This window comes from Saccharicrinis aurantiacus (assembly GCF_001660705.2).
GTDB lineage: Bacteria > Bacteroidota > Bacteroidia > Bacteroidales > Marinilabiliaceae > Saccharicrinis > Saccharicrinis aurantiacus.
In genome coordinates, this window is record NZ_LYBV02000034.1 from 59427 (window position 1) to 77913 (window position 18487).

The following is an 18487-nucleotide window of genomic DNA, read 5'->3' on the forward strand; positions in this document are numbered from 1 at the left end:
ACTATTACAAGTAATTCAGAGAACCCTCGTCTATTTCTACAAAAGGAGCAACAGCTCTTTCGTAAATACCTAGTACAAATGCAATGGTCATTCCGTAGTTAGTAATAGGCACACCGGCATCAATAGCAGGCTTTAATCGCATTGCTAGTTGCTTTCGCGATATCATACATCCCCCACATTGAATCACAATAGAATAATCCTCTATTGGATGTGGCAAATTATCAAAACCTGCAACTACATCAAATTCGTGATACTTACCCGTATAATTTGAAATCCATCGAGGTATTTTCGAACGTGCTATATCATTGCATGAGACATGATGGGTACATGACTCTAGCAGTAGAACTCTATCTCCATCCTTTAGATCATCAATTTTTGGCGTACCCTGTAAATATCTCGTAAAATCACCTTTATAACGCGCAAGCATAATACTAAAACTAGTTAAAGGAATTTCTTTTGGGATAGATGCATCTGCCTTAAGGAACACTTGACTATCTGTAACTGCTAAATTAGGTTTAATCCCTGTTCTTTTTAAAAATGCATCAACCTCCCTCTCTTTTAAAACAATACAAACAGCATCGTTATCAATAATATCGCGTATAGCCTGAACCTGAGGTAGAATCATTCGCCCCTCCGGAGCTTCTATATCAATTGGTGTAATTAACAACACAATATCGCCATAACTTATTATATCTCCCAACAAGGAAGGGTGCGTAAAAGCTGTCTCAGGAATTGCTTTAGTAATCGCTTTTATTAATTCCTCGGTATCATCCTCTTTATTAAAAACTATAAAATTAGCATGGTTTGTATTACCAATTGCTTTCATAATATCAGCATTTGGCGAGCTTACATCACTCTTGCTGTATATAATAACATAAGGAATATCGTTTTCTTCGAAGGTTTTAATTATCTGAGCCTCGGCATCATCAAACCTATTATTACTAACCAACAAAATACCCAAGTCTACAAGCTTGATAGATTTTTGAGTTTTCTGAACTCGCTTTTTACCCAATTCACCAACATCATCATAACCCGCAGTATCAATAATGGTAACAGGACCAAAACCCGTAATTTCCATTGTTTTCTTTACCGGGTCAGTAGTTGTTCCTGCCTGATCAGACACAATGGCGATTTCTTGGTTAGCAAGTAAATTTATTAAGGTACTCTTGCCATAATTTCTCCTTCCAAAAATACCAATATGAGGGTGCTTATCTCTAGCCATCGCTTTTTTATGCAAAGTTATAAAAGCATTAAGTTAATTGGTAAAAAAAAGAGAAGGAAGATAAGCTAGAAGCTTAATACACATTGATATTTACATATTAATTCACGTAATTGCTAGAATAGCTTCGCACAATAGAACTGGAGAGATTGATGATTGAAATTGAAGAACTTATTTTCGCACTAAACGAGTTAGAAAGTATTGTAGTGATTACGGATACCAATGGTATGGTGCGCTATGTTAACAATGCTTTTATTGAAAAGTATGGTTATACAAGAAGTGAAATCATCGGACAATCTACCAAACTATTAAATGCAAGCTACCACAAACCCGCATTTTATAAGGATATGTGGGACACTTTAAATACTGGCGAGACTTGGGAAGGCATTTTTCTTAATAAATCGAAAAACGGCAGGCTAATTTGGGAACGAGCAAAAATATCACCCATTAAAAGAGATGGCAAATTAGAGGGGTTTATTGCCATCAAAGAAGATATCACTTACAAAAAACAACTTGAGGAAGAATTCCGCAAAGAAAAATTCTTATTAGATGAGCTTTTTGAAAATACTCCTTTTGGAATAGTCATTTTTGAGCCAAAGAACAATAAGAAATCTTTTGAAGAACTACTTGTTCTTAAGGCAAACCCAAAGGCAAATGAAATATTTCAGCAAAAGTCATTAACAGGTTTTAGCTTAAACAATTTCTTACCCGACTTTAAGTTTATAAAAGATCGTAATGTTAATAGGCTATCGCATAGAAGTTCCATCGAAGAGTACTTTAAAAGTATTAATAAATATTTAAAGATTATAAGTTTCCCTCTTGACAAAGATGGCTACTGTATGTTTATACATGATATTACGGATTATAAAAACATCATTAAAGCGAAAGCAAAGAGTGAACTACGCTATGCAAAGCTGGTTGAGGATGCACCTGCATTAATTAGGCGATTTGATATTAATGGCATTTTGAGTTATGTGAATTCATATTATGCTACCTACCTCAATTCTGATACAAAATCCTTATTAGGTGCCAATTTATATAGCTTATTAGAAGACGAAGAAAGGCGTGTCTTTAAGAAAAACATAGATTTACTTTCTACAATCAATCCCATTATAGAATACGAACAACATTTTATTGATAATGATGGAAAGGAACATTGGATTAAATGGATAGATAGAGCACTGTTTGATTTACAGTCAAATATTGTAGAATATCAATCCATTGGAATGGACTTTACAAACCTTAAACAAACAGAACTATTGCTAGAAGAACAGAAAAACAGATTGGATGCCATTTTTGAGAATTCACTAATGGGGATTTGCGTAATTAGTAATCAAGGAAATTTAATTACCAGCAACCAAAGGTTAGCTACAATGCTTGGTTTTACGCACATGAAAGACTTTATTGGTAAAAACTATTTAGATTTTGTAGCAAATAAAAGTATACATGACGATATAAAAGAAAATTTTAAAACCGTTTTTTCAGGCAGTGTAAGTAGCTTCAACACTCAACGTCAATATAGAAGCATCGATAATAAATTGTTTTGGGGGGATATTTATATTACACCTATCTCTTTCGAAAATGGTAGAGTAACAGAGGCCGTAGGCATGGTGGTTGATATATCAATGCGTAAAAAAGCAGAAGAAGAACTCAAAGAGAATGAAGAGAAGTTAAGACAACTAAATCTCACTAAAGACAAACTATTCTCTGTTATAGCACATGATATTAGAAACCCTTTTAATGCAATATTAGGCTTTGCTAATATTCTTGAAAGTAGTATTGAAGATTTATCTACAATTGAGATTAAAGAATTTGCACACAAAATTGTTAACGCAAGCGAACAAACTTTTAAACTACTCGAAGATTTACTTACTTGGGCTAAATCACAACTAGGACAACTTAAAGTTTACAAAGAAACCTTTTATCCTTCTGCTGTAGTGGATGAGTGTATTCTATCACTAGAAGCTTTAAGTAAATCAAAAGATATAAATATAAACGCGACAATTACAAAAGGTTTAATTTTAAACAGCGACTTAACAATGTTTAAATTTATAATGCGAAACTTGTTGCACAATGCTATAAAATATTCTCATAATGGAAGTAAGGTACTCTGTGTAATTGAAGAATTTGATGAACAGAACATTGAACTCAGAGTAAAAGATTATGGCGTTGGAATAAAAGCTAAAAAGTTGAAAAATCTATTTGATATTAATGAACTAGTCTCTTCAAGAGGAACTGCTGAAGAAAAAGGCACAGGATTAGGACTATCGATGGTAAAAGAAATGACGGAATTAAATGGCGGATACATCACTGTAAAAAGTCAAGTAACAAAGGGAAGTGAGTTCTCTGTCATTCTTCCCAAGGGCTAAAAAGCCTCTGAAAGTCTAAAATACACATTACTATTCTCACGCCCCATTGCTAAATCTAGTGCTGCGTTAATTTTCAGCTTCTTAAACATTTTAAACCTAACTCCAGTTCCAATAGATGGAAGGAAATTGGCATTATTAATATGCCATACTTGATCAAACAACAAACCAACTCCACCAAAAGCAACCACACCCCATCTTTTAGAGAACATCCATCGCATTTCTGATTGATAGGTTACAATAGAATTATCCATATAACGCCCACTTACATAACCTCTCAAAATTGCCGACCCACCAGGCGAGGCCTTCTCGTGCAAGGGCATTTCTCCAAAACCAATTTGTGAATAAATTCTATTGGCAAATATAATTGGCTTGGGTGTATTTATTGGAAAGTAATTAGTAAGTCCTATTGTAATTTTTTGATAGGCCTCTATATTGTCATCTAATTCTACCAATCCCTGAACTGTACCTTCTAAAAACCAGGCTTTCGTTGGAAAATAGATATCATCACGTGTATCAAATGAAACTTTTAATCCAGGCGTTACATACCAATTATAATTTACTTTTTCACTCTCATCTGATTCAGAACCAAATTCACTCAAGTAATTTGCATTCACAATCGGTCCGAAATAAAAATCAGGTACAATACTATACAAACCAGAAAAGCTGGAAGAAAATCCACGAAAGTGTAATTTGGAGTATTGCGAATTCTCTGGATCAAGATGCACATTCATGTAACCAACATAACCATCGAACCAAAATTTATTTTTATTTAAATAGTTAGTACTCTTTATACCGGTAATTAATGATCCTCGTAAATTTACCATTATAAGGCCTTGAATAGTAGATGGGTGCGTCTCCTCACTTAAACCAGGCAATTTATATATAACGACTGGCACAATGGCAATTCCGGTACCAAAGGATGGATTAAACGTAGGAGCAGGTAATATGCCAACATCTTTTTGAATCGCATCCGTTACCAAGGAGTCCAAAGCATTATAGGTTTGTTGGATAGATTGTGGAATTTGGGCGGTAGATACAGTATATATACAAATTGATAGGAATAGATAAATATATTTCAATTCACCTTTTATATATCGTAATATATGTATCCTTGAGAAAGTCATTATTGCAATAATACTAAAAAAGCAATGCTTAAACATTGCTTTTTAGTATTAAAAAAAGAATTACTTATGTCTTTTTCTTAATTCCTCGGCTAAATCTTCAATACGATACCCTTTGTAGGTAAGTAGAACAATTAAATGATACAAAAGATCTGCACCTTCATACAAAAAGTTTTCGTCATCGTTAGCCATAGCTCCGATTACAGTTTCTATTGCCTCTTCACCAACTTTTTGTGTTATTTTTCGAATACCTTTCTTAAATAAATGAGTAGTATAAGAATCAGCAGGCATCTCCTCTTTACGCTTATCAATAAAATCTTGAAGCTCTGTTAAAAAGGTAATATCTGCTTTATTTTCCTCTTGAAAACAAGTATCATCGCCAGTATGACAAACGGGGCCAACAGGGTTAGCCTTAATTAGTAGTGTATCATCATCGCAATCAATTGCAATTGAAACCACATTTAAAAAGTTGCCCGACTCTTCTCCTTTAGTCCACAAGCGATTCTTTGTGCGGCTAAAGAAGGTAACTTTTCGCTCTTCTTGTGTTTTATCAAATGCCTCTTGGTTCATAAAACCAAGCATTAATACTTTGTTTGTAACTGCATCTTGAATAATTGCAGGCACCAATTCATTTCCTAATTTATCGAAATCTATTTTCATATTTAAGTCTTTAGTTAGCTGTTAGCATGTGCCAAAATAGCAATTAACAAGCTTTTGTTTTTATTACAACCTTACACTAATTCCCTCGGTATTGAGATATTGTTTCAAATCAGGAATTCCGATTTCTTTATAGTGGAAAATACTAGCTGCTAAACCAGCATCTGCTTTTCCTTTTGTAAACACATCTTTAAAATGCTCCATACTACCAGCTCCACCACTAGCAATGATAGGAATAGTAAGATCTGTTGATAGTTTAGCAAGTGCTTCGTTCGCAAAACCTTGCTTTACACCATCGTGATCCATTGATGTAAACAATATTTCACCAGCTCCTCTATCTTCAGCTTCCTTGGCCCAAGAGAACAAGCGCTTATCAGTTTCAATTCGACCACCATTTACGGTAACTGCCCAATCGTCGCCTGCCATATGCTTAGCATCTATAGCCGTTACAACAAACTGGCTACCAAAATTGAGTGCCATATCATTAATTAACTGAGGGTTTCGAACTGCAGAGGAGTTAATACTAATTTTATCGGCCCCGGCATTAAGTAAAGCCTCAGCATCTTTAATTTCACTAATTCCACCACCTACTGTAAACGGGATATTTACGTGCTGCGCTATACGCTTTACCAAATCAACAAAGGTTTTACGCCCCTCGTGACTAGCTGTAATATCAAGGAATACAAGTTCGTCGGCCCCTTGTTCGGCATATAAAGCACCCAACTCAACAGGATCACCAACTTCTTTTATTCCTACAAATTTAATCCCTTTCACTGTCATCCCATTTTTAATATCTAAACAGGGAATTATTCTTTTTGCGAGCATCTATAATAAGTTTTTAGGCTTTAGATTGAAGGCAGAAGTGATTATTTGCTACTTCAATATTTATCTTTAATTTTTCTTTTAGTTTCCGGATCAAACTCGACAACATTTTCTCAATTTCAAGAGCTAAACTATTTATAGGTATGTATTTTTTATTATCAATATAACCAAGCCTAAAGGCAATCTCTAATTGAGTTTCTAGTTCGTACAAAGAACCTGATGATATTTGAAGAAAGCGAATATAGTCTCTCGTCTGATTCCTTCCAAAACCTTCTGCTATATTTGAAGGCACTGAAATTGCAGATCGACGAACCTGACTAGTAAGGCCATAAATCTCTTGTGATGGAAACGTTGAAGTGACAGAATATATATCCTCGACTAAAACCATGCTTTTTTGCCAAACAATTAACTCTCTAAAATTATTCATTATTAGCAATTTGAGACATTACACTTCACACTATATCCTTCACTCTGAAATTTAACTATACCTCTCCAATTCCTTCAGGCTAATACGTCCTTCATAAATTGCTTTTCCGGTAATTACTGCAGGTACTTTAGCTTCAACTAATTCGTCGATATCTGCTAAACTACTTAATCCACCACTTGCTACTAGGTATAAATCGGGCGATTGCTTTAATAACTTTTTGTACAGTTCTGTTGAAGTTCCTTGCAACATCCCATCTTTACTGATATCTGTGCAAATTACTTTATTAATTCCTAGTTGCTCATATTCTTTAACAAAAGGAAGTAATTCTAAGTCTGATGTTTCGAGCCAACCACCAACAGCAATCTTTTCATCTTTAACATCAGCTCCTAAGATTATCTTATCCGAGCCGAACTTCTCTATCCAACTTGTAAAAACGGCTTTATTTTTAACCGCAATACTTCCGCCAGTTATCATTTGGGCTCCACTCTCAAAAGCAATTTTAAGATCCTCATCGGTTTTTAAACCTCCTCCAAAATCAATTACTAAGTTCGTTTTGCTGGCAATTTGTTCTAGTAACTTATAGTTAATGATTCGCGAAGCTTTAGCCCCATCTAAATCTACTAAATGTAGTCTTTTGATACCATGATCTTCGAACATCTTAGCCACTTCAAGCGGGTTTTCGTTATACACCGTTTTTTGGTCATAATCACCTTGGCTTAAACGCACACATTTTGCATCGATAATATCAATGGCTGGGATTATATCTATTTTGGCCATTATTATAGTTTAATGAAGTTTGCTAAAATTTTTGAACCTACATCACCACTCTTTTCAGGGTGAAATTGGGTAGCATAAAAGTTATCCTTTTGCAAAGCAGAACTGTAAGGTAAAATATAGTTTGTTGTAGCTGCAGTATCATTACCTAATGCTACATAGAAACTATGAACAAAGTATACAAACTGATCTTCGATGCTCGAATCAAACAAGGCACTTTTGGTATTACCAATGGTATTCCATCCCATTTGAGGCACTTTAATATTCTCAGTATTATTTTCAGGAAGTTGAAATTTCTTTACCTCCTCATCAAATATACCAAGACAATCAACATTACCTTCTTCGGAGTGTTTGCACATTAATTGCATACCAAGACAAATTCCTAAAACGGGCTGTTTTAAACTCAAAATAAGTTCATCCAACTTTTGTTCTTTCAGATATTTCATGGTTGTGCTAGCCTCTCCCACTCCTGGAAAAATAACTTTATCTGCACTTTTTATCTCTTCAGGATCTGAAGTTATAATATGCTCCACTCCCAACCTATCAAGCGCAAAGCTTACGGATTGAATATTACCCGCGTTATATTTTATTATAGCAATTTTCATATTTATTAGGCCTTATAGGAATTTGTAATCTTACTTTAGTAAATCCTCAATTACAACTTTCATTTTATTAAACTCTTCTTCATTAAAAAGACGAGTTAACATTACAATTTTACCGTCTCTATCGATAATTACATTTCGTGTAATACCAGCCTTCTTCTTTGCGTATAAACCAAAAATATCAGCGCCATCATCTAAACCTAAAGGATAAGATATGCCTGTATCTTTAGCAAATTTATTCACAGTCTCAAGAGGTTCATCTCTATCTAAGCCAACCAGTACAAAGTCCTTATCTTTATTCTTTTTCCAAATCTCGTTCTCAATATGTGGCATCTCCGCACGACAAACTCCACACCAACTTGCGGTAAATTGTAACATTACAACTTTGCCTTTATGATCAGACAACTTAAACGTTTTGCCATTATTCAATTTACACTCAAAATCAGGAGCTATATCTCCTACTTTAACAATATACCCTCTATCATCCTTCTTCTGTGCATGAGTGAAATTTAAACCAATACACATTAATGCTAAAGCAAATAAATAGTTCTTCATTTTTCTTAGTTAAATATTATTGTTCGGTTTTTATAAACCAATGTTTTTCTATCGATATGTGCTTTTACGGCACGTGCCAACACAATTTTCTCAACATCTTTCCCTTTTTGGATAAGGGTTTGGATTGAGTCGTGATGAGAAATACGATTAATATCCTGTTCAATAATTGGCCCTGCATCTAAATCAGAAGTAACATAATGACTGGTAGCTCCAATAATTTTAACCCCACGTTTATGCGCAGCATGATAAGGTTTAGCTCCTGCAAATGCAGGTAAAAAGGAATGGTGGATATTAATAATCTTCTCAGGATAACTTTTGATAAACTCGGCTGAAAGCACTTGCATATAGCGTGCTAATACAGCAAAATCAATCTTATACTTTTTCAGCACCTCAAGTTGTTTCTTTTCTTGTTCCGCTTTTGTTTCAGCAGTAATTGGAATATGCACAAAATCAATTCCGAATTGCTTTGCCACAGGCTCTAGGGTAGTGTGATTACTTATTATAACCGGCACATCTACCTTATATTCTCCAGTTTGATAACGCGCCAGTAAATCGTATAAACAGTGCGCCGCCTTAGACACAAAAATTGCCATACGAGGTTTTTCGTCAGAGAAATTTAAAGTATACTTCATCTGATATGGCTCACCAAGAAACTTGGAAAAAGTAGAATCAATTTCACTTTTAGGGAGATTAAAATTACTTAAATCCCAAACCACACGCATAAAGAAAAGATTATCTTCTCTATCTACATGCTGATCTACCTCAACAATATTACCGTGGTGGAGATTAATAAAATCGGTAACTCGTGCAACAATTCCACTTTGATCAGGGCAATGTATCTTTAATATGGCTGTATTATTAACTTTGTTTTCCATGCAATTCAGACTTGATAGTTTATTTTGTTTCCTCTGAGAGGGCTGCAAAAATAAGGATTTATCGTCAGATGTTAAATGAAAATCTGATTTTTATCATACTTCAATTAAGCTTTGATGCTTTTAATGTAAGTATTGATATCTTTCTTAAGATCGCTTACTTCTCCAAGCATTTTTACAAAGCCACTTCCAATAATTGCACCTTCGGCATATTTACAAGTAGTTTCAAATGATTCTTTATCACTGATACCGAATCCGATTAATGATGGATTTTGCAAGCCAAGAGACTTCACTCTTTCAAAATAGGCCAACTGCTCATCTGATAATCCTTTTTTTGCACCAGTTACTGAAGCTGACGAAACCATGTAAATGAAACCATTTGTATTGGCATCAATTAACTTAATACGTTCTTCAGGTGTTTGAGGAGTTATTAAGAAAATATTTGAAACTCCATTGGCATCAAAGGTTGGCTTATAAACATCCAGATATTCCTGAAAAGGTAAATCAGGAAGAATAACACCATCAACACCTACTTCGTTGCATTTCTTGGCAAAAGCCTCCATTCCGTATTTGTGCACAGTATTTAAATAACCCATCAATACAATTGGCATTTTTACTTTTGAACGAACATTAGCCAATTGCTCAAAAAGAACTTTTAGGCTCATTCCGTTTTCTAAGGCTTTCTCTCCACTTTTCTGAATGGTTGGCCCATCTGCCAGAGGGTCTGAAAAGGGAATCCCTATTTCAACAATATCGGCACCTGACTCTTCAAGAGCTTCGAGTATTGGCACAGTGTCATTTAAATTAGGGTAACCTGCCGAATAATATATTGAAAGTATATCTTTCTTATTTTGAAATAATTCTTTTATTCTGCTCATCTTTTAAAGTATCAAGTCTATAAACTAAAACGATCCATATAGGTACTCATATCCTTATCTCCTCTACCCGATAAAGTAATAACTACAGTATCTTCTGGCTTAAACTCCATTTTATTAAGTGCCACAAAAGCATGCGCACTCTCCATAGCTGGAATAATACCTTCTAATCGGGTAACTTCAAGCGCCATATCTAAAGCCTCTTGGTCTGTTGCGTCCAGAAAAATAGCTCTATCAGTATCTTTTAAATGTGCATGTTGCGGTCCGATACCTGGATAATCTAAACCTGCAGAAATGGAGTAAGGCTCGATAATTTGTCCATCGTCATCCTGAATTAAGAAAGTTTTGCTTCCATGGATAATACCAATATCACCTAATGCAATTGTTGCAGCTGTTTCTCCAGAATCAATACCTAGTCCGGAAGCTTCTACAGCAACTAATTTGACTTGTTCATCATCTAAGAAATTATAAAAACTTCCCGAAGCGTTACTGCCACCTCCCACACAAGCAACAACATAATCAGGGTATTCACTTCCTGTTTTCTCTTTAAGCTGTGTTTTTGTTTCCTCACTAATCACACTCTGAAAACGCGCTACAATATCGGGATAAGGATGTGGGCCCACCACAGAACCAATAATATAAAAGGTATCCTCTGGATTACAAATCCAATCGCGGAGCGCTTCGTTTGTAGCATCCTTCAAGGTTTGATTACCTGATTCTGCTGCAACTACTTTGGCACCTAGCATTTTCATACGAGCCACATTGGGAGCTTGACGTTCAATATCAAGTGCACCCATATAAATTACACAATCCATGCCCATTAAAGCACAGGCCGTTGCTGTTGCTACCCCATGCTGACCAGCACCTGTTTCTGCAATAATGCGAGTTTTACCCAATTCTTGGGCCAACAAGATTTGACCTAAAGAGTTGTTTATTTTATGAGCTCCCGTATGATTTAAATCTTCGCGCTTTAAATACACATTGGTTTTATATTTTTCGGAAAGACGCTCTGCATAATATAAAGGGGTCGGGCGTCCTACATAATCTTTTAGAAGCTTTACATACTTCTTACTAAACTCAGGTGTATTAATAACATCTAAATACACACTTTTGAGTTTATCGATATTGGGCTGAAGCATTTCAGGAATATAAGCACCGCCAAACTGGCCGTACATTCCTTTTTCATCAACATTATACTTAGAACTCATATTATTGATTTTTAATTTTCTGAATAAACTGTTTTACCTTCTCTACACTTTTAAGTGCTGGTTCAATCTCAAAACGACTGTTAATATCGACTGCATGAATATTTACATCCTTCAATTTTAGAATATCTGAAGCATCATCCACATCGATACCTCCACTTAAGAATAAAGGCTTTTGATTATTGTATTGTTTTAATAATTCCCAATTGAATTTATGTCCGCTACCTCCATAAGTTTTTGTTTTGGTATCAAATAGAAAGTAATCAGTACAAAGTGCATAAGGATCAAGAATACTAAAGTCAAACTCTTCTGAAACCTGAAAAGCTTTGATTGTTTCCAATCCTAAACTTTGAATTGAAGCACAAAACTCAGGCGATTCATTGCCATGCAACTGCACGGCATCCAGCCCATATTTATTAACACAACTTTTTATGTAGCTGAATTCAGCATTTACAAAAACACCCGTCTTTGTAATGATATTGGGAAGTTGATTTAATAACTCAACATCGATAATACCCTCAACAAAACGCGGTGATTTACCATAAAAGATAAAGCCTAAATAATCTGGCCCTAAGGCAGCGACAGCTTTTATATTATCACTATCGCGCATACCGCATACTTTTATTTGTATGGATTGTGACATTTACTGCGCTATTGATTTTGAGAATTCGATGCAGGCTTCACCAGGATTGTTGGTGCGCATAAAGTTTTCGCCAATTAAAAAGCCTTGGAAACCATGTTTGCGAAGCAGGAAAATATCCTCAGGAGTATAGATTCCGCTCTCTGAAATTTTCACAGCACTATCGGGCATTTGTTTTGCCAAATCGATACTCTGCTGTAACGAAACTTCAAATGTTTTCAAGTTTCTATTATTAACCCCTACTACATCAACCAAAGGATTTACTATATCTAGCTCTTCTTTACTATGTACTTCCATTAAGATATCTAAACCCAAATCCTTTGCTAACTTCGAAAGCTCCTCGGCTTCTTGATAGGATAAAATAGCTGCAATTAATAATATGGCACTACCTCCAATGGCTTTTGCCTCGTGCACCTGATACGGCGAAATCATGAAATCTTTACGAAGCAAAGGAACAGTAGTTAACTTTCTAGCTCCTATTAAATCGCTTTTATTTCCTCCAAAAAACTCGGAATCCGTCAGCACACTAATGCCTGAAACACCCGCTTCTTCATATTTGGGCACAACATCTTCAACCGTTGACATACTGTTGATAACTCCTTTTGAAGGAGATTGACGCTTATATTCTGAGATAATTCCATTATGCTCCCCATCAGTTAAATAGGTTTTTAACGATGGTACTTCAGCTTTATAACAATCGTAAGATTTAAGTTTATCTATTGTTTTAAATTCTTCGTGTTGCTTCACTTCAATACGTTTCTGAGCAACTATTTTATCAAGGATATTCATAATCTTTATGATTGCTTATTTTATTTCAATTAAGGTTTTAAGTACACTTTCGGCTTTGCCTGATAATAATGAATCTTTTGCCAACTCAATCGCCTCCTCTATAGATTTAGATTGATCCATACATTTTATAGCCAATCCTGCATTTGCAAAAACGGCACTATTTTGAGCTTCAGTTCCTTTACCTGAAAGGATATCTGTAAATATTTTGGATGCTTCGTTTACCGTATCTCCTCCAAAAATTTCATTTTGCTGTATACGTTTAAAACCAATTTGCTCAGGAGTAATTAATTTCTCTCCTTCATTATCTATAATTTTAAAATCGCCAGTTAGCGAAATTTCATCATAGCCATCTAAACTATGCACAATAGAATAATTTTTTGTTGTATTTTGATATAGGTATTGGTACAAACGTAACAACTCTAAACTAAAAACACCCAAGAATTGATTCTTCGGAAAAGATGGATTTACGATTGGTCCCAACATATTGAAGAAGGTTTTTAAACCCAATTCTTTTCTGAAAGGTGCTACCGCTTTCATGGCCGGATGAAAAAGCGGGGCGTGTAAAAAAGTGATACCTGCCTTATCGACTTGCCTTTTAAGTAGGTCTTCATTATTTGTGAAAGAATATCCTAGATACTCCATTACATTTGATGAACCACACGCTGAAGAAACCCCATAATTCCCATGCTTGGTAACTTTATACCCTGCACCAGCCACTAGAAAAGAAGACAGCGTACTAATGTTAAAGGTATTTTTACCATCGCCACCGGTACCCACAATATCGATGGCGTTAAACTCTGAAAAATCCATTTTTAAACAAAGCTCCAACAATGCATCGCGGAAACCACTTAGTTCCTCAACACTAATTGGACGCATCATAAATACACTTAAAAAGGTAACTACCTGCGAATTATTGTATTTATTGGCGGCTATATTTATCAGCACTTCTTTGGCCTCTTGGCTAGTGAGCTGTTTATGCTGTATGAGTTTTTGTAATATTTCTTTCATCTTTCTAATAAATAACGAAACACAAGTATCAAGAAATAGGGCTTAATTACATTGTGCCTTATATTAAAATTCGATTTAGTTAGTTAACCAATTGCGCATCATATCTTTTCCGTGCTCGGTTAAGATAGATTCTGGATGAAACTGCACACCTCTAACATCGTGTTCTTTGTGTCTAATTCCCATTATTTTACCTTCATCATCACGCGAAGTAACTTCGAAACAATCTGGTAAACCCTCATCTTCAACTGCCCAAGAGTGGTATCGGCCAACATTTATTTTTGATGGCATATTTTTAAACAGAATTTCACCCTCATCAATAATATCAATTGGAGTAGCAATGCCATGAAAAACAGTGGGTAAGTTGGCAATTTGTCCACCATATGCTTCGGCTATTGCTTGATGCCCCAGGCACACACCCATAATACTTTTTGAACTACCGTACTTTTTAATAAGATCTATTAAAATACCTGCTTCGTGAGGAACGCCAGGTCCGGGTGATAATAAAATCTTATCGTACTTATTAATTTCTTCAATGTCTATTTTATCATTTCTATAAACATCTACCTTTTCACCAACAATTTCCTCAATATAATGAACCAAGTTGTATGTGAACGAATCGTAATTATCGAAAACTAATATCTTCATTTCTTTATAATTATTGAGTTATTGTATGTTAAAATTCGTTTGCTAATTCGATAGCTTTTTTCAAAGCACCCAATTTATTATTTACTTCTGCCAATTCGCTTTCTGGTTCCGATTTTGAAACAACTCCGGCACCAGCCTGATAAAATAAAGTATTATCCTTGCAAAGGAATGAGCGAATCATGATGGCCTGATTAAATGAACCATCGAAATTGATGATTCCAATACAGCCACCATAATAACCACGATTTTGATTCTCGTATTTCTCAATCAGCTGCATTGCTTTATACTTAGGCGCTCCCGATAGAGTTCCAGCAGGGAAAGTATCCGCCATTACCCTACAGGTATTAGAACCTTCCTGCAGTTCTCCGCTCACATCAGAAACCAAATGCAATACATGTGAGTAATATTGAACTTCTTTATAAGTATTCACTTTTACATTCTCACAATTTCTACTTAGGTCGTTACGTGCTAAATCAACCAACATTACATGTTCTGCATTTTCCTTAGGATCAGCACTCAATTGCTCGGCTAATTTTTTATCCTTTGCATCGTCACCAGTTCTTTTAAAAGTACCAGCAATTGGATTAATTGTAGCCACATTATCATCTATCACCAACTGAGCTTCGGGTGAAGAGCCTAATATTTTATAGCCACCATAATCAAAATAAAACAAATAAGGAGATGGATTGATATTTCTTAAGGCACGGTATACATTAAAGTCGTCACCCGAATATTTTCTTTTAAACTGACGAGATAAAACTATTTGAAAAACATCACCTTTAAAACAGTGCTCTTTTCCTTTCTTAACCATTTCAATATACTCCTCATCCGTCACATTGCTAGTTTCCTTTTCTTCGGCATTAAAGCGGTAAGAGGTAACGGTTCTATTGTTAAGCAATTTGATAATCTCATCTAACTCACTAGAATCACCTTCAGGTAAATTCTCGATAAGTTTTATCTGATTTGAGAAATGGTTAAAGGCCAGTATGTATTTATAATAATTATAACGCATCTCTGGAATCTCATAATCGCTATTCACACCATTATCAAACTCTAAAGACTCAAAATGCTGCACTGCATCGTATGATGAATAACCAAATAAGCCATTTGTTTCAATATGGTTATCGCTATTCGAAACATTGAATAATTTTAAAAATGCATCTAGCTGCGCCGGAATATCTTTTTCTGAAGCTGGTAATCCGTCTTCTTTACTTCCATCTGTTGAAGTAAGCTCTACTTTTCCTTTTTTTACCAGAAACTCTGCTAAAGTATTAAAGCAAATGTAAGACATTGAATTACTATTACCATGATAGTCAGACCCCTCTAACAGAATCGTGTTAGGAAAAAGATCTCGTAATTTTAAATAAACACTTACAGGTGTTACAATATCAGCAATATCAGCAGGTATTTTTTTTGAGCTGCATTTTATATTTATGTTTTTCATGATATGACTTATTTGAAATTGTTGAAAAAAAAATGGCTTACCGAGGATTCGGTAAGCCATTTTTCAAAATATTTTGTATAGCGTAGCGATTAACCTCTTTTTAAGTTAAGAAAAGCCAATGCCACCACCATGTATTGTTCATATTATTTATCATCTGCTTATAAATTGTTAGCGATTGCAAAGTTTAATAATATTTTTGAAATATCAAAATAATATTAAACTGAGTTTACGATAATTTTAATGACGTTTTAGCACCAAATACATCTTGTGATATACTAAAGATTGTTTGATCAAATTCTTCGCTAAGCCACTTGTAGAGAGTTGTAGCTTCAGAATCGTTTAACCATCCAAGAGATTTTTCCAATTCTTTTTTAAATAACTCAGGGTATTTGGCAACGCCTAACAATACCGACTTTTGATGTTCTAACATAATAATTATAGATTTCAATTAAAATTTACTTTGCAAAAGAACCACCTAATTATTAAGCTAATATATCTTTAACTACAACAATAAATTAAGTTCCCTTACTTCTGTTGGATACTTGAAGATAGGAATAATTATCTGACTTAAAAATTTAATCAAGTACCATACTTAGAGGGTCTTTCATCAATAATAAAAACAACAAACGACACATAGCCTGCAAGTTACACGCCTCCTTTAAAATGAATATAAATAAGACAAAAACACATCAAACATTTTGACATTACTAGGCATAGCTATTGATTACCAAACTCATAAACTTGTGAGTTTTTGTTGAAAATTTTATCTTTATTAAATTCTCAATAATCCAGATCTTATTATGACGAACACTCCTATTTATTTTATTGATGCATTTACATCTGATTTATTTTCAGGGAATAGTGCTGCTGTAGTAATATTGAATAATTGGCCAAGCGATGCGCTAATGCAAAATATTGCAAAAGAGAATAATTTATCAGAAACGGCTTTTGTAGCTCCCCATAATTCTGAATTAAAAATACGTTGGTTTACTCCAACTATCGAAGTTGATTTATGTGGTCATGCTACCTTAGCGGCAGCATATGTAATGTTTGAACATGAGAATTATGAGGGTGATGAAATTACGTTTCATTCAAAAAGTGGAGTTCTTAAAGTATACCGCAGAGACGATCACCTGGAGCTAGACTTTCCAAAGGATACTATTACTCCCGTGCTCGAATTTCCCGAATTAATTAGATTTGACAAAAGTGAGTTGATTAAAGAAATATACAAAGGCAGAACTGATTATATGTTTGTGCTAGACTCTGAAAAACACATTAAAGACTACGCCCCCTCCTTTAATATAATAAAGCAATTGGAATGCAGAGGAATAATTATAACTGCTCCATCTAAAACAGAGGTTGATTTTGTATCTCGCTTTTTTGCACCTCAAAGTGGAATAGATGAAGATGCAGTTACTGGCTCAGCCCACACAACGCTCACTCCCTTTTGGGCACAAAGGTTAGGTAAATCTAAATTAACAGCTCATCAGCTCAGCGCACGTGGAGGCAAACTAAGCTGCGAACTCAATGGCGATAGAGTTTATATAGGTGGCAACTGTGTAACATACATAAAAGGCAGCTTACTTATAAATACTTAACTATCGTATACTTTTTACACTAGATCGCTTATTTGGTGTTAAGTCGAAGTTAACACCAAGCTTAAAACCTGCTTTTGTTAATTGAATTTTATCTGCATTATTAATGGTTCCTGTGTAAGAATTTGGATCAGTTAATAAGCCTTCAGCAGTAGTGCTTGAAATATTGTTAAGACCAGGCTGATAATATAAACCAAATGCCAGGTTTAATCGCTTACTAACATAGTATTCTGAACCCACTTCAATTAACCATGCAATAGAAGTTTTAAATTCGGTAACGGTAGATAGCTCGGTAATATCCCGCGTATAAAAACCATATTCTGGCACATCATCAATTGTTAAATTCCATTGTGGATAATAACCAGAGGTTGACAAACTCCCTGAATTTATGGTAGTTTTAACGGTTCCTAAAAACGAGAATACCGGCCCTGTAGCACCATACAAAATAAAGTCGCTACTAATCCACTTTTGATATCTGAAAAACAAAGGAACCTCAATTGCTCCAACCGTATGCTCCTCTTCAATGTTAGTGCCACTAGCCTTTAAAATGTAGGCATCATTATCCTGATCAATCATCGGTGCTTCCGATTGAAATGATCCCAGATTAAATGTAGCGCCATATTCATTATAGCGAATCCCAGACCCAATTATCATATATTCTGATATATGGTATTGAATATCTGCTCCAAAGCCTATACCCATCATTGACTTAGAACTATTCGCACGATAGTCGTAGTTTACAGATTGTGAACCATACGATATAAACGGAGACAACTTAATCTGCGCATTTAAGACCGCAATTGGCATCTGAAGAACAAGAATAATTAAAGAGAGCTTTATATAGTTTTTCACAATGTAGTTGTATTAA

The 18487-nt window shown here is 34.9% G+C and carries 19 protein-coding genes and 1 pseudogene; 2 read left to right on the forward strand and 18 right to left on the reverse strand.

The genetic code is table 11. The features are described 5' to 3' along the window. Positions 1–4: 4 nt before the first annotated feature. Positions 5–1222, reverse strand: coding sequence for a [FeFe] hydrogenase H-cluster maturation GTPase HydF (hydF, locus tag A8B35_RS16965; protein ID WP_068474360.1), 1218 nt, complete (start codon positions 1220–1222; stop codon positions 5–7). 149 nt (positions 1223–1371) lie between these two features. Here hydF and A8B35_RS16970 point away from each other — a divergent pair, with 149 nt between their 5' ends. Next, positions 1372–3588 carry a PAS domain-containing sensor histidine kinase gene (locus A8B35_RS16970; protein WP_068474362.1) on the forward strand — a complete coding sequence of 739 codons (2217 nt, stop codon included), beginning with the start codon at positions 1372–1374 and terminating at the stop codon, positions 3586–3588. Here A8B35_RS16970 and A8B35_RS16975 read toward each other — a convergent pair. The 16 genes and pseudogenes from A8B35_RS16975 to A8B35_RS17050 all read right to left on the reverse strand — a co-directional run bounded on the left by A8B35_RS16975 (position 3585) and on the right by A8B35_RS17050 (position 16454). After that, on the reverse strand, positions 3585–4748 hold the full coding sequence (locus tag A8B35_RS16975; protein ID WP_075603560.1) for a BamA/TamA family outer membrane protein: 1164 nt from the start codon (positions 4746–4748) through the stop codon (positions 3585–3587). The two genes, A8B35_RS16970 and A8B35_RS16975, sit on opposite strands and share 4 nt — an antisense overlap. 24 nt (positions 4749–4772) lie before the next feature. Next, a pseudogene (gene hisIE, locus A8B35_RS16980) lies at positions 4773–5372 on the reverse strand (bifunctional phosphoribosyl-AMP cyclohydrolase/phosphoribosyl-ATP diphosphatase HisIE); the annotation flags it as partial. A 60-nt stretch (positions 5373–5432) separates the two neighbouring features. Continuing rightward, positions 5433–6191, reverse strand: a complete 759-nt coding sequence (hisF, locus tag A8B35_RS16985) for an imidazole glycerol phosphate synthase subunit HisF (protein WP_068474373.1) — start codon at positions 6189–6191, stop codon at positions 5433–5435. 13 nt (positions 6192–6204) lie between these two features. Continuing rightward, positions 6205–6615 (reverse strand): four helix bundle protein, encoded by a 411-nt coding sequence (locus A8B35_RS16990; RefSeq protein ID WP_068474376.1) that lies wholly within the window; start codon positions 6613–6615, stop codon positions 6205–6207. Positions 6616–6666: 51 nt separating this feature from the next. Next, entirely contained in the window at positions 6667–7392 is a 726-nt protein-coding gene (gene hisA, locus A8B35_RS16995; protein WP_068474379.1) for a 1-(5-phosphoribosyl)-5-[(5-phosphoribosylamino)methylideneamino]imidazole-4-carboxamide isomerase, read from the reverse strand. Between the two features lie 2 nt (positions 7393–7394). Next, positions 7395–7994: an imidazole glycerol phosphate synthase subunit HisH gene (gene hisH, locus A8B35_RS17000; protein ID WP_068474381.1), complete on the reverse strand. Its 600-nt coding sequence runs from the start codon at positions 7992–7994 to the stop codon at positions 7395–7397. Between the two features lie 30 nt (positions 7995–8024). Further along, the gene (locus A8B35_RS17005) at positions 8025–8546 is read right to left on the reverse strand and encodes a peroxiredoxin family protein (RefSeq protein WP_068474383.1); all 522 of its coding nucleotides are present in this window, start codon (positions 8544–8546) and stop codon (positions 8025–8027) included. Between the two features lie 5 nt (positions 8547–8551). Further along, positions 8552–9421 (reverse strand): formyltetrahydrofolate deformylase, encoded by an 870-nt coding sequence (gene purU, locus A8B35_RS17010; RefSeq protein ID WP_068474385.1) that lies wholly within the window; start codon positions 9419–9421, stop codon positions 8552–8554. Between the two features lie 104 nt (positions 9422–9525). Next, complete coding sequence (trpA, locus tag A8B35_RS17015; protein WP_068474387.1) at positions 9526–10296, reverse strand: tryptophan synthase subunit alpha; 771 nt, start codon at positions 10294–10296, stop codon at positions 9526–9528. A gap of 17 nt (positions 10297–10313) precedes the next feature. Next, on the reverse strand, positions 10314–11501 hold the full coding sequence (gene trpB / locus A8B35_RS17020) for a tryptophan synthase subunit beta (protein ID WP_068474390.1): 1188 nt from the start codon (positions 11499–11501) through the stop codon (positions 10314–10316). 1 nt (position 11502) lies between these two features. Beyond that, entirely contained in the window at positions 11503–12141 is a 639-nt protein-coding gene (locus tag A8B35_RS17025) for a phosphoribosylanthranilate isomerase (protein WP_222844170.1), read from the reverse strand. Further along, positions 12142–12927 (reverse strand): indole-3-glycerol phosphate synthase TrpC, encoded by a 786-nt coding sequence (trpC, locus tag A8B35_RS17030; protein ID WP_068474395.1) that lies wholly within the window; start codon positions 12925–12927, stop codon positions 12142–12144. Positions 12928–12942: 15 nt separating this feature from the next. Further along, a complete protein-coding gene (gene trpD, locus A8B35_RS17035) occupies positions 12943–13935 on the reverse strand; it encodes an anthranilate phosphoribosyltransferase (protein ID WP_068474399.1) in 993 nt (330 codons plus the stop codon). Positions 13936–14010: 75 nt separating this feature from the next. After that, entirely contained in the window at positions 14011–14580 is a 570-nt protein-coding gene (locus A8B35_RS17040) for an anthranilate synthase component II (protein WP_068474408.1), read from the reverse strand. Between the two features lie 28 nt (positions 14581–14608). Continuing rightward, the gene (locus A8B35_RS17045) at positions 14609–16024 is read right to left on the reverse strand and encodes an anthranilate synthase component I family protein (RefSeq protein WP_068474875.1); all 1416 of its coding nucleotides are present in this window, start codon (positions 16022–16024) and stop codon (positions 14609–14611) included. Between the two features lie 226 nt (positions 16025–16250). Then, a complete protein-coding gene (locus A8B35_RS17050; protein WP_068474411.1) occupies positions 16251–16454 on the reverse strand; it encodes a hypothetical protein in 204 nt (67 codons plus the stop codon). A 370-nt stretch (positions 16455–16824) separates the two neighbouring features. Here A8B35_RS17050 and A8B35_RS17055 point away from each other — a divergent pair, with 370 nt between their 5' ends. After that, positions 16825–17622, forward strand: coding sequence for a PhzF family phenazine biosynthesis protein (locus tag A8B35_RS17055; protein WP_068474414.1), 798 nt, complete (start codon positions 16825–16827; stop codon positions 17620–17622). On the opposite strand, the gene A8B35_RS17060 is transcribed toward A8B35_RS17055, so the two are convergent. Beyond that, on the reverse strand, positions 17623–18471 hold the full coding sequence (locus A8B35_RS17060; RefSeq protein ID WP_139314926.1) for an outer membrane beta-barrel protein: 849 nt from the start codon (positions 18469–18471) through the stop codon (positions 17623–17625). Positions 18472–18487 lie beyond the last annotated feature (16 nt).